The sequence below is a fragment of the Acinetobacter sp. LMB-5 genome (assembly GCF_001541635.1).
GTDB classification, from domain to species: Bacteria; Pseudomonadota; Gammaproteobacteria; order Pseudomonadales; family Moraxellaceae; genus Acinetobacter; species Acinetobacter pittii.
The window spans coordinates 284466-298161 of record NZ_LRDR01000005.1 but is presented as its reverse complement, the minus strand read 5'-3'; the positions used below and the strand labels follow the sequence as shown (position 1 = coordinate 298161).

The 13696-nt window shown below is 40.9% G+C and carries 11 protein-coding genes; 9 read left to right on the top strand and 2 right to left on the bottom strand.

Annotated features, from left to right (window positions below):
- Nucleotides 1–235 precede the first annotated feature (235 nt).
- Nucleotides 236–1807, top strand: a complete 1572-nt coding sequence (locus tag AW165_RS08425) for a carboxypeptidase regulator (RefSeq protein ID WP_060465498.1) — start codon at nucleotides 236–238, stop codon at nucleotides 1805–1807.
- A gap of 96 nt (nucleotides 1808–1903) precedes the next feature.
- On the opposite strand, the gene AW165_RS08420 is transcribed toward AW165_RS08425, so the two are convergent.
- Nucleotides 1904–2362 (bottom strand): MarR family winged helix-turn-helix transcriptional regulator, encoded by a 459-nt coding sequence (locus AW165_RS08420; RefSeq protein WP_000252459.1) that lies wholly within the window; start codon nucleotides 2360–2362, stop codon nucleotides 1904–1906.
- A gap of 70 nt (nucleotides 2363–2432) precedes the next feature.
- Complete coding sequence (gene mhpT, locus AW165_RS08415) at nucleotides 2433–3665, bottom strand: 3-(3-hydroxy-phenyl)propionate transporter MhpT (protein WP_060465497.1); 1233 nt, start codon at nucleotides 3663–3665, stop codon at nucleotides 2433–2435.
- A gap of 248 nt (nucleotides 3666–3913) precedes the next feature.
- Here mhpT and AW165_RS08410 point away from each other — a divergent pair, with 248 nt between their 5' ends.
- From AW165_RS08410 to AW165_RS08375, 8 genes are all read left to right on the top strand, one after another.
- The gene (locus AW165_RS08410; protein ID WP_169538806.1) at nucleotides 3914–4753 is read left to right on the top strand and encodes a p-hydroxycinnamoyl CoA hydratase/lyase; all 840 of its coding nucleotides are present in this window, start codon (nucleotides 3914–3916) and stop codon (nucleotides 4751–4753) included.
- Nucleotides 4754–4790: 37 nt separating this feature from the next.
- On the top strand, nucleotides 4791–6242 hold the full coding sequence (locus AW165_RS08405; RefSeq protein ID WP_060465496.1) for an aldehyde dehydrogenase: 1452 nt from the start codon (nucleotides 4791–4793) through the stop codon (nucleotides 6240–6242).
- Nucleotides 6243–6323: 81 nt separating this feature from the next.
- Entirely contained in the window at nucleotides 6324–8210 is a 1887-nt protein-coding gene (locus AW165_RS08400; protein WP_171254242.1) for a feruloyl-CoA synthase, read from the top strand.
- A 74-nt stretch (nucleotides 8211–8284) separates the two neighbouring features.
- Nucleotides 8285–9424, top strand: coding sequence for an acyl-CoA dehydrogenase family protein (locus AW165_RS08395; protein WP_060465494.1), 1140 nt, complete (start codon nucleotides 8285–8287; stop codon nucleotides 9422–9424).
- Between the two features lie 81 nt (nucleotides 9425–9505).
- On the top strand, nucleotides 9506–10756 hold the full coding sequence (locus AW165_RS08390; protein ID WP_060465493.1) for an OprD family porin: 1251 nt from the start codon (nucleotides 9506–9508) through the stop codon (nucleotides 10754–10756).
- Between the two features lie 57 nt (nucleotides 10757–10813).
- Entirely contained in the window at nucleotides 10814–11350 is a 537-nt protein-coding gene (locus AW165_RS08385; protein ID WP_060465492.1) for a DUF3237 domain-containing protein, read from the top strand.
- Between the two features lie 39 nt (nucleotides 11351–11389).
- Nucleotides 11390–11779, top strand: coding sequence for a PaaI family thioesterase (locus AW165_RS08380; RefSeq protein ID WP_060465491.1), 390 nt, complete (start codon nucleotides 11390–11392; stop codon nucleotides 11777–11779).
- 33 nt (nucleotides 11780–11812) lie between these two features.
- Nucleotides 11813–13564, top strand: a complete 1752-nt coding sequence (locus tag AW165_RS08375) for a tannase/feruloyl esterase family alpha/beta hydrolase (RefSeq protein WP_060465490.1) — start codon at nucleotides 11813–11815, stop codon at nucleotides 13562–13564.
- The last annotated feature ends 132 nt before the right edge of the window (nucleotides 13565–13696 follow it).

The following is a 13696-nucleotide window of genomic DNA, read 5'->3' as shown; positions in this document are numbered from 1 at the left end:
TAAAAATTATTCTATAATAAATCTTCAAAACAACCTCTTTAATAAAAAATAAATTTATAATATATTTTAAACTCATTTATTTTAGATGATAGGTATTTAATCACTTTTTATTAAATATTTACTTTCAAATCACTCATTAAAAAGGATGACTTCATTCTCGTTTTAAAATTAATAACACAGCTTTAAAACGATAATTTTAAAAATTATTTATATTTATCAGATTAGAGATTTATCAATGAGAAATTTATTATTTTTTAAAAAATTACCACTTATTATTGCATTAAGTATGGGCTTAATGGCTTGTAATGATAGTGATAATGATCCAAGTGAAACTTCACCTGTTACGACTCCTTCCGCAAGTGTTGCCTTACAAGTATTTGATAATACTACAGGTAGTCAAATTAATAATGCTCAAGTTAGCATAGTAAATAAAACAATATCATTAACTACTGATATAGAAGGTAAAGCACAACTACAAAAAATTGCCGTTGGTCGATCTGTCATTAAAATTAGTAAAACTGGTTATGCAGATCAATTTGTTACTGTCGATTTAGTGGATAAGCAAGAACTCTCAGGTATTATTGTTCAGCTCATTCCTTTAAATTTAGGAGGGTCTGTTTCTGCCATCACTGGTGGAACGGTAAACTTAGCAAACAGTACAGCTCAAGTTGTTATTGCCCCAAATAGTCTAAAACGTGTAGATGGACAGCCTATTCAAGGTAATGTAAATGTGAGTTTTGCACTCATTAACACTGCGCAAGAAGTGCGCAATATGCCAGGTGATTTAGCAACTCAAGTGAACAATACAAGAGCGCCGTTGGAAAGTTTTGGAGCCATGATTGTTGATTTGAGAGATAGCACTGGTGCAAAAGTTGAACTGATAGCTAACCAATTGGCTAATATTCGTATTCCTTTAATGGCGAGAGGAATTGCCCCTGCTACCATTCCACTTTATTATTTTGACCCTACTCGTGGTTATTGGCTTCAGGATGGTAACCAAACACTCACCTTACAGACGGATAATAACGGAAATAGTTTCTACGCAGGTAGCTCAAGTACATTAAATGTTGTAAATGCAGATATTCCTTATCAGACCACAAATGTTGCTGGCTGCTTAGCAGATTCAAGTGGAAAACGAATTGCTAATGCTCAAATTTTGCTTGAGGGTAAAGACTACTCTGGCTACACCATTACTAATACCAATAATAATGGTGAGTTCTCAGCCGCAGCAAAACAAAACTCTATTGTATTAATTAATGGTCAGGCAAATAACTTACGCAGTAATACAATTGAACATACTGTATTAGCTTCAAATAGTACTTTAAATGATTGCTTAGTTTTAACAGAGCCAAGCCAAAATATTACGGTTAGGTTGACTTGGGGCCAAAATCCCAATGATATTGACTCGCATATGCTAGCCCCAGATGGCAGTCATGTTTCATACAGTGCCCAAGGAGCATTACTGCAACATCCTTTTATAAATTTAGATGTTGATGATACGACGAGTTATGGCCCTGAAGTGATCACATTAAGTAAATTGATGGTAGGTGATTACCATTATTTTGTTCACAACTATTCGGGTACATCCAATCCGGGTATTTTTGGCTCACCAATAAAAGTTGAATTAAATACAATGAAAGGTACTCAAATTTTTACCCCTACTTCAAATACTGGAGAAAGCCGCTATTGGAGCGCATTTAAAATTAAAGTTGCTGAAAATTGTGATATTACAGTGATCCCAACAAAACAATGGTTAAACTCAGAACCAACGGTCTCTCCATCTGCAATAAAATATTGCTCTAAATAAATTTAGTATTATATACAGCGATTTAAATAATCTTTAGATCGCTGTTCCTTAAACTATTACTATAATTTACTAATTTTTAGAAAATTTTAATCTAAATTATTTAAAATTCTTAAGATTATTGACCATAATATCGAGATTATTACGAATTAAATAAGCCAAGTTAATATCAATGCCTTCCAGCATTTTTTCTTCAACTTTTAAAACCACTTCATTACATTTATTTAGCTTTTCAATACCGCTTTCAGTCAGTGTAATTAAAATACGGCGGCCATGTGTTGGGTCCGGTTTTTTCTCAATCCAACCATTGACCAGTAAATCTTGCAAAATTTTATTGGCAGATTGCGGCTTTATAAAAGAACGCTCAGCAAGCTTGGCATTGGATAAATTACTTTTTGAAGCTAAAACAGAAAGCGCAGTAAATTGCGGCAAGGTAATTTCAAGCTCTTTTAAATGTTCTGTTAAATGTTTACTAATAATTCGGTCAACACGAGCAATCATATAACTTAACTTAGGCTCATCTTCTACTTTTTTTGGAACTAAATTCGAACGTACCATAACCTTTCATTCATCATAAGAAAATCTGTAGTGAAAGTATGAGGTTCTAACCCCATACTTTCGTTAAAACTTAGCGAGCACCTGAGCTTTGTACTAAATGTACAGGCTGTTTAGGTTTTTTGACAAGAAGTAATGCAGAGATCGCTGCAATTAAAATCACCGGAATGCTTGAACCAATTACAATGGTCGAGCTTTGTCCAAGCGAGAGTAAAAACCCAGCCATTAAAGGCCCTGCAAACGAACCAATACGGCCAATTGCAACTGCTGCACCAACTCCAGTTCCCCGCATTTCGGTTGGATAATACATAGCAGCCAGACCATACAGCGCGGATTGTCCTCCCACAATGAATAGGCCACAACCCACTGCCGAAAGTGCAAGTAAAGCCACTGTCGGAGAAATTGCTAAACAGCACAGTGAGAATAAAATGCCGAGATAAATTAATTTAATCACAAAGCTCATGCGTAATTTATCAAGCAATACGCCCATCAGAACCGAACCTAAAATTCCACCAACGTTATAGCCCATCTGTACATAGTTTGCCTGTAGTTTTGATAGGCCTTGCGCACCCATCAGCAACGGTAACCAGTTCAACAAGAAATAAAGTACCACTAGCGTACAGAAAAAACTTATCCAAAGCTGAATGGTTGACATACGACGTTCTTTGGCAAATAAAACTTCAAAGAATGGTGTCGTTTTTTGCGCTTGAACTTTTCGTTGCAGGTAGTCATTTGACTCTGGTAAAAAGCGCATAATCAGTGGAATGAGAAAAATTGGCGCAATCCCACCAATATAGAAAATATGACGCCACTCTGCATCACCTGCCAATGACATGGCAACCACAGAAGTAAGTAATCCACCAAAAGGAATTCCGCTATACATAATACTTACCGCGGTACCTTTATATTTATCAGGTACAGCTTCAGAGGCAAGTGTAATCATCATCGGAAGTGCTCCACCCATTCCTAAACCTGTACAAAAACGAATGAGTAATAGCAAACTAAAGTTAGCAGCATAAGCCGTTAGCAAAGACATAATTCCAAAAAGTAAAATACTAAAAATCAGAATTTTCTTACGCCCGACAATATCAGCAAACCGACCGCCTAATATTGCACCTGGTAACGTTCCTAAAATTGCAGCACTAAACGCCCACGCCATCTGGGCATTGTCTAACATGAACTCAGCCCGCATTCGTGGAGCGGCTACCCCCATTGATTGAAGATCAAACCCTTCAAAAATTGCTATGGCAAAGCACAGTAGCAACGTGATTTTTGCCCTTGAAGGCTGTCCTGATATTTTTTCCATTGTGTTGTCCTTTATTGACTAGTCGTTCCATTTAGCCCTTTGTGTATTGTTGTTTAAACACATCAAAAATATCAGTTAAACTTACTAAAAAATCAACATATTTTTATATTAAATCATCAATAAAATTAATTAATATTTAAAATACAATGGATTATAAAATATTTATGAAATTTTATAAAAAAGACTTGAATGTAAGTTTAACTGATATTAAATTAAATCCCAGAACAGCAAAAAATCATTCAAGGAGTATGAAGATGAGTTATGAAAACCGCTGGGAAACAGTAGATGTTAAAGTTGAAGATGGAATTGCATGGGTAACACTAAACCGCCCAGAAAAGAAAAATGCCATGAGCCCAACACTCAATCGTGAAATGATTGATGTGCTCGAAACGCTTGAGCTTGATCAAGATGCGCGTGTTTTAGTTTTGACGGGTGCTGGTGACTCTTGGACAGCGGGTATGGATTTGAAGGAATATTTCCGTGAAGTCGACACTCAGCCTGAAATTTTCCAAGAACGTATTCGCCGTGACTCATGCCGTTGGCAGTGGCAACTTCTTCGCATGTATTCAAAACCAACGATTGCAATGGTCAACGGCTGGTGCTTTGGAGGCGGTTTCTCACCTTTAGTGGCTTGTGACCTAGCAATTGCAGCAGATGAAGCAACTTTCGGTTTATCTGAGATTAACTGGGGGATCCCACCGGGCAACCTTGTAAGTAAAGCAATGGCAGATACCGTAGGTCACCGTGCATCTTTGTACTACATCATGACGGGTAAAACCTTTAGCGGTAAAGAAGCTGAAACCATGGGCCTTGTCAATAAAAGCGTACCGCTTGCCCAATTAAAAGCAGAAGTGACTGAACTTGCAAATTGCTTACTTGAGAAAAACCCTGTGGTTCTTCGTACCGCTAAAAATGGATTTAAGCGTTGTCGTGAACTGACTTGGGATCAAAACGAAGACTACTTATATGCCAAACTTGATCAATGTATCCACCGCGATACAGAAAATGGCCGCCAAGAAGGTTTGAAACAATTCTTAGATGAAAAATCAATTAAACCGGGTTTACAGAGTTATAAACGTACTGGTTAACTTTTGATACTTTAATGGCAATGTAAGGACGCAACCCATGCAAAATGTACAGTTACTTATTCACGGTCGATCTGTTGATGCATCAAATCAGGCAACTTTTGAGCGTATTAGCCCAATTGATGGATCAGTAGCCAGTAAAGCTGCTGCCGCAACTTTAGACGATGTTGATCGTGCAATCGAATCGGCACAACAAGCTTTTAAAGTATGGTCGAAACTCTCGCCTACCGAACGTCGCTTACGTTTATTAAAAGCAGCCGATTTAATGGACCAAAAAACCGAGCAATTCATTGAAACTGGAATGCAAGAAACAGGTTCAACTGCAACATGGTATGGGTTTAACGTTCACCTTGCTGCCAACATGTTACGTGAAGCCGCAGCCATGACCACACAAATTGACGGAAGTCTGATTCCATCAGATGTGCCGGGCAATCTTGCGATGGGTGTACGAGTTCCTTGCGGTGTCATTGTTGGCATTGCACCTTGGAATGCGCCTGTCATTTTGGCAACACGTGCGCTTGCTATGCCTTTGGCTTGTGGTAACACGGTTGTGTTAAAAGCATCGGAAGCCTGCCCAGCAACACATCGTCTCATTGGTGAAGTGTTACATGAAGCAGGTCTGGGTAAAGGTGTGGTCAATGTGATTACGCATGCCGCCGAAGATGCACCACAAATCGTGGAGCGTTTAGTCTCTCATCCAGCTGTGAAACGCATTAATTTTACCGGTTCAACCAAAGTTGGAAAAATTATTGCCGAGACTGCTGCTAAATATTTAAAACCAGTTTTACTCGAACTCGGTGGTAAAGCCCCTGTTGTGGTTTTAAATGAAGCTGACATTAATGAAGCTGTAAATGCAGTCGCTTTTGGAGCGTTCTTTAATCAGGGTCAAATCTGTATGTCGACCGAACGTGTTTTGGTTCAAGACAAAATTGCCGACCAATTTATTGAAAAACTGATTGAAAAAACCCGCTCTATTCAGGCAGGTAATCCAACCTCAAAAGATAATGTACTCGGTGTTTTAGAAAGTCGCAGTGCTGCAAACCGTATTCAGCATTTGCTGGAAGATGCTCAAAACAAAGGTGCTGACTTACCTTTAGGTATTCATATTGAAGACACCACCATGCAACCGACGCTAGTGCTCAATATTAAACCTGACATGCTGCTTTACCGTGAAGAATCATTTGGCCCAGTATGCACAGTTCAACGTTTTTCAAGCATTGACGAAGGCGTAGCATTGGCAAATGACAGCGAGTTCGGTCTTTCTGCGGCAGTGTTTAGCCAGAATATTCCGCAAGCATTGGAAGTGGCTAAACAGATTGATTCGGGTATTTGTCACATTAACGGCGCAACCGTACATGACGAAGCTCAAATGCCATTTGGTGGAACAAAATCGAGTGGTTACGGACGTTTTGGTAGTAAAGTCTCCGTTGCCGAATTTACAGAACTACGCTGGATTACCATTCAAACCCAATCACGTCATTACCCGATTTAGTCAGGCTAATGCGAATACCGACAGATTAAATAAAAATTGCATGATGCAAAAAATAAAGCGCACTGATGCGCTTTCCATGGAGTGAAAGAAATGCAAATGAATGCCACTCAATCACAAGACCGCGAACGGTTCGTAAAATTAGGGCAACATGATATTCATTATCACCATAAAGATGACACGCTCTATATCAGCCCAAAAGAGCAATTAAAACCGTATCCACAAAAACTGACAGATCGGTTAATTCATTTTGCACAAACTAAACCAGACCATATTTTTGCAGCAAAACGCAATGCTCAAGGTGAATGGGTCAAACTGAGTTATGCAGAAGTTTTACAACGTGCATGGCACATTGCTCAAGCTTTACATGAACGTAAGTTAAGCCAAGAACGACCACTCGTTATTTTAAGTGGTAATGATCTTGAGCATTTAACACTCTCTATGGGTGCTATGCTGGCAGGTGTACCTTTCTCTGCTATTTCACCCGCCTACTCTCTGATTTCTCAAGACTTTGGCAAACTCAAACATGTGTTTGAAGTGCTCACACCTGGTATGGTTTATGCCAGCGATGGACAAGCTTTTGCAAAAGCCATTCAGGCATGCATTACATCCAATATTGAAGTGGTAACCAATAAAGGCATTGTGGGCGATCAGATCTGCACATCTTTTCAGTCGCTGTTAGATACGCCTGTTTCAAATGTCCAAGAGTTTTATCAAACCCTTGATGAAAACCAAATTGCCAAATTCTTATTTACCTCGGGTTCAACCAAACTCCCTAAAGCTGTGCCGACCACGCATTTAATGTTGTGTGTCAATCAGCAAATGTTATTGCAGACTTTCCCTGAGTTTGAAGAAACTCCTCCTGTCCTACTCGACTGGCTGTCTTGGCACCACACATTTGGCGGCAGTCACAATGTCGGCATCGCACTCTATAACGGCGGTACGATTTACATTGATGATGGCAAACCCGTTGCAGGAAAATTTGACGAAACCATTCGCAATCTCAAAGAAATTTCTCCAACCGTTTATTTAAATGTGCCAAAAGGTTGGGAAGAACTTACCGAAGCTTTAGAAAAAGATGAAGAATTAAGAGACCGCTTTTTTGCCAAAGTTAAAATTCTATTCTTTGCAGGTGCAGCGCTTTCAGAAGCGGGCTGGAACAGACTCGATAAAATTGCTCAGCAACATTGTGGAGAAAAAATTCGCATAATGAGTGGATTGGGCATGACTGAAACTGCTCCCTCTTGTGCTTTTACCACTGGCCCACACGTAATGGCTGGTTTTATTGGATACCCTGCTCCGGGATGCGAAATTAAGCTAGTGCCATGTGGCGACAAACTAGAGTTTTGTGTTCGTGGCAAACATGTCATGAAAGGCTATTGGCGTCTAAAGGCAGACCAGCAAAGCACTGTGTTTGACGATGAAGGTTTTTTCCATACAGGCGATGCCGTTCGTTTAGTCGATGTCAATGATCCAACTAAAGGCCTAATGTACGACGGACGAATTGCCGAAGACTTTAAACTCAATACGGGTACTTTTGTGAATGTGGGCACACTACGCAACAAAGTACTGATTCAAGGTAATTTACTGATTCAAGATGTTTGTATTACTGGTTCAAACCTGAATGCTGTTGGTTTTCTGATTTTTCCAAAATTAGAAGCTTGTGCTCAACAAGCTGGCCTTAAGCTGGGCGAACATTCTCCAACACTGATATTACAGCATCCTAAAGTCCAGCAATGGTTCCGCCAATTTTTAACCACCTTTAATAAAGATGCGACTGGCAGCTCAAATACAGTCTCAATACTTTATTTAATGACCGAGCCACCTCAACTCGATGCAGGTGAAGTGACCGATAAAGGCAACCTCAATCAAGGCAATATTACCAAGCGTCGTGCTGCTTTAATTGATGAGCTTTATCAAAAGCAGGCTGATAACCCGCTGATTATTCGGGTGCCCACCTTAAAGCAATAAGCATTTGAAATAGAAAAGGAAGCTCAAACTTCGGTTTGGGCCTTAGCCTCACTTTTGCCTAAAAAAGGTTCAACATGCCACACGATACAGAATTTGAACTATTTCGGGACAGCTATCGCAGGTTCTTAAAAGAACAGGTTGCCCCGTATTACGAACAGTGGGAACACAATGGCCTTATCCCACGTGATCTATGGCTTCGTCTTGGGGAAAATGGTTTTTTGTGTGTTGATGTGCCTGAGGAATATGGCGGTTACGGCGCTCCTGTTCATTACTCCCTCATGCTGGTTCAAGAAACGGCTCAAGCGGGCTTTGCGTCTTTGGCGGTTGCCATTGGCGGGCAAAATGAGTTGGTCTCTCCTTACCTACAAAATATTGGAACTGAAGAGCAAAAACGTTATTGGTTACCGAAAATGGTCACAGGTGAAGTCGTCACTGCAATTGCTATGACCGAAGCCAATGCCGGCTCGGATCTACAAGCCATACGCACTCAAGCCATTTTAGAAAATGACCACTATCGTGTGAATGGTTCAAAAACCTTTATCTCGAATGGATTACATGCCGACCTGATTGTTTTGGTGGCAAAAACTGACCCTCAAGCTAAAGCAAAAGGTATTTCGATTTTATTAGTTGATGCTGCTTTAGACGGCGTTAAAAAAGGCCGTTCATTACAAAAAATCGGGCTGCATGCCCAAGATACAGCTGAACTGTTTTTTGATGATGTCTGTGTGCCGGCAACTCAGCGTTTGGGTGAAGAAGGACAAGGCTTTACTTATTTAATGCAAGAGTTACCTCGCGAACGTTTGAGTATTTCAATGATGGCGTTGGGGGCAATTTTAGGCGCCATTGAAATTACTAAAGACTATGTTTTGGAACGTAAAGCTTTCGGACAACCTTTAAGCCAAATGCAAAACACGCGCTTTGTGCTCGCAAACGCGCAAATCAAAGCAAAAGCCGCTCAAGCTTTTGTAGACCAATGTGCAGCGCTGTATCAACAACACCAGTTAAGCGTCACTCAAGTTGCCGCACTGAAATGCTTTATTACCGATGTCCAATGTGAAGTGATTGATCAATTACTTCAGCTTTTTGGTGGCTACGGTTACATGCAGGAATACCCGATTTCACGCTTTTTTGTGGATGCGCGGGTACAAAAAATTTATGGGGGAACCAATGAAATTATGAAAGAAATCGTTGCCCGAGAACTGCTCGGAAAATAATTCGATTTAAAAACCAAACAAGGCAGACACAACAACTATGCCTTGTTGAAAACAAAAAATGATATTTCAGGAAGAAATGCTATGTCGAAATTATGGATGTACTCTACCCTCATGCTCTCAAGTTCAGTGTGGGCTGGCAGTTTTATTGATAACAGTTCAGTAGAACTCACCACACGAAATTTCTATTTTGACCGCGACTACCAAGAGCAATCCGCTTACCCTGCCGCCAAGGACTGGACACAAGGTTTTATTCTTAAAGCCAATTCAGGTTATACCGAAGGGACTGTCGGTTTTGGGCTGGATGTGCTTGCAACGGCGGGTTTTAAACTTGATGCCGATGCAGAGCATGGAGGTACAGGTAACTTACCTAGAGACACGCGCACCAATGAACCTGCTGACTCTTATGGCGAAATTGGGGTCACAGCAAAAGCGAAAATGAGCCAGACCGAGCTACGTATTGGTACGCTAATGCCGATGAACCCTGTTTTAGTAGCGTCACCTGCTCGTTTGCTTCCTCAAACCTATCGAGGCATTTCACTGACCAGTAAAGATATTAAAGATTTTGATTTACAGGCAGCCTACCTCGATAAAGTGAATCATCGTGATTCGACCAACTATGAAAAAATTAAAATTTCTGGGGTGAATGGACGATTTAAAGGCGCCGAAACTGATGGGCTTTATTATTTAGGTGGAAACTATCAGTTTAATCCTGCACTCAAGCTCACCGCTTTTTATATGGATGTTGATGACCTTTATAACCAAACCATGGTCGGCGCACTACATCAACACAAAATTAATGACACCACTAATTTTAGCTCGCAATTACGTTACTACCGCAGCCGAGATGACGGACAAGCAAAAGCAGGCTTAGTCGATAATGACCTTTATCATGCGCATTTCGAACTCAAACATCAAAACCATAAATTTATTTTTGGAACCTTCCAACACCACGGCGATACCGCATTTCCTTATTTGACTGGAGGTGAAACTGGACTTCTTATTGATACATGGCCAGGCGAGTTTTTAAACCCAAAAGAAAAAGCCTATAGCTTCCGTTATGAATATGACTTTAAAGATTATGTACCGGGTTTACGTTTTATGACCCGTTACACCACAGGTCACAATATTTATGCACCCAACTTAGGCGGAACCAATTTAAAAGAACGCGAAACAGACTTTGATTTAGGTTACACCGTTCAAAGTGGCTGGTTAAAAAATTTAGGGTTACGCGCACGCTACGCCATTTATGACAACAACATGCTCTCTACAGCCAACATCAAACCTGTCAACGAAACCCGTATCAACATCGACTACACATGGAAATTTAAATAATTCAAAACGAGAGGTTCTGTCACACATAGAACCTCTTTTTATTTCGGGAAATTCATCATGAAAAAAGTTGTAACGCTACTCTGCGGAATTTGTTTCATTGGCCTGACTCATGCCGAAACGCAATATAGCCCGCCACCTATTCAGCTTGAGCCTTTAGCAAAATTTAGTGTTGATCTAAATGCGCCTGTTTGGGAGTTAGGCACAACCAGTGATGCTGGTAAACGCCGAATTATTCCTATTACAGTTGGGACATTTGAAGGCAAATCCCTCAAGGGCCGCATTTTAAATAATGGTGCAGATTGGCAAATTGTCGACAGTAAAGGACTAGCCATTATTGATACACGATATTTGTTAGAAACCGATGACGGCGCACTGATTTATCTTCAAACCAAAGGTTACCGCCATGGCTCGGCAGAGACGCTAAAACAGCTTGCCCAAGGCAAAGATGTCGACCCAAAAAACTACTATTTCAAAATTACCATGCAGTTTGAAACCAGCTCACCAAAATATTCATGGCTCAATCAGACCGTTGCGGTAGGCAGTGCAATGCGCTTGGGTAAAGCAGTTATTTATGACGCCTACACCTTGAAATAATAATTTTTATAACACTTTCAAAAGGATGGACCCTTCATTATGGATCAAAAAACTTTAGAGCACTTACCCCCCATTCATCACCATTTGGGCGGACACAATATCCATTGGAATGATCAAAACACTGAACTTAACATCCATTACACAGCCCTAGAAAGCTTTACCAATCCACGCGGCACCGTTGAAGGCGGCATGATCTGCGCCATGCTTGACGACGTGATGGGACTTTTTGCATATCTGGCCAATAACCATAAACCCGCTACCACCATCAACTTAACAATGGATTTTTTAAGGCCCTGTGCTGTGGGTGAAGTCATTACAAAATGCCGATTCATTAAACAAGGCAAAACTGTACTAAATCTCGAAAGTGAAGCTTGGCAAAACAACAAAATGATTGCACGAAGCACAGCTAATTTTCTGGTTTTAGATTAATTGCGACCATTCATTCAATAAGGATATGAATAAATGAATTACACCAACAATAAACGAATTTTGACCCACTCCGCTTTAGTACTTGCCATGCTTGGTTCTTTGGCAGGCTGTGGAAGTGATAGTGATGACACAACGATTCCCTCAACAACCAAACCACCGCAGTTATCTCCTGCTGTTGGCGTAAAAAAGACAGGAAGCTGTTCAGACTTACTCGGATTTCAGTACAACAATACCGTTATTAGCTCAGCTACCCTTCAAGAAGCAGGTACATTGACTCTCGCCAACAAACCGATTGGCGCACATTGTTTGGTCAAAGGTTATATGGATCAACGGGTAAGCCCTGTCGATGGACAAACTTATCAAATTGGTTTTGAAATGCGCTTACCAATAGACTGGAACGGCCGTTTCCTCTATCAAGGTAATGGCGGAACTGATGGTAATTTAGTTCCTGCAACAGGTCAGGTCGGCAGCGGTGGCCCACTCACCAATGCCCTGCATGATGGTTTTGCTGTTATTTCCTCCGACGCCGGACATAATGCTTCACAAAATCCAATGTTTGGTTTAGACCCTCAAGCCAGAATTAACTACGGCTACGGTGCGATTACCAAACTCACGCCTATGGCAAAAAACCTAATTAAAGCCGCATATGGCAAATTACCAGATCGCTCCTATGCAGGCGGCACATCGAACGGCGGACGTCATGCCATGATTGCCGCAACCCGTTTGGGCGATCAATATGATGGAATTTTAGCAAGTACACCGGGTTTTCACTTACCTCGTGCAGCTGCAGCTCAACTCTATACAGCACAACAGCTTCGTCGTGTCGCAACAGATGAAAATGATTTAAGTACCGCCCTTACTCTTTCAGAGCGTAAAGTATTAGCAAAAGCGATTTTAGATCAATGCGATGCCTTAGACGGTGTTGCAGATGGACTGGTTCAAGACGTCGAGACTTGCCGTACAGCTTTTGATATTCACAAAGATGTACCCATTTGCTCAAGCACAAGAGATGGTACTTGTTTAAGTACCGAACAAATTGATGTATTAGCCAATATTTACCGTGGTCCTGTAAATTCGGCTGGACAAGCGCTCTATGCAACCCAGCCTTTCGACCCCGGTTTAGTCGGCAGTAATTGGGCAAGCTGGAAATTCGAATCTTCGGTGGGAACAGCGCGTGACCCAGTTGCTGTCGGCATTCTTTTTCAGGTTCCGCCAGACCCAACCGTGACTCAAAACTCTAGACAATTTGCCTTTAATTTTAACTTCGATACCGACTATCCAAAACTCTCGGCAACCAATGATGTTTATACTGAAAGTTCGATGTCTTTCATGATGCCACCTGATGAACTTAATCTTGATAAACTCCGTAATCACGGTGGAAAAATGATTGTGGTACAAGGCACAGCTGACGGCGTCTTCTCTGTAGATGACACCCAAAATTGGTACGATCAACTACTCCAACACTATAAAAATGATGCAAAAGGTAAAGCACCTGAATTTGCACGTTTCTTTAGAGTTCCGGGCATGAACCATACCCGTGATGGCATTGCGACCGATCAATTTGATGCATTGACTGCTTTAGTCAGCTGGGTTGAATACGGGCAAGCACCTGACAAAATCATTGCGACCGCACGCGGCGCAGGTAACCCAAGTGGTCAAGTGAATACTGAGCTTCCTCAAGACTGGGCACCAGACCGTACCCGCCCACTTTGCCCTTATCCACTGATTGCTCGTTACAATGGTCAAGGCAATAGTGAAAAAGCTGAAAACTTTAGCTGTAAATAACACCCTATAAAATTAAAAGAGAGCTGACCTATGCTCTCTTTTTTTATTCTAATAAGTATCACTATTAAATCATTATCAAATGATATTTCATCCAATGCCTGCATCACTGCTAAGATAACACCGAAAACCAAA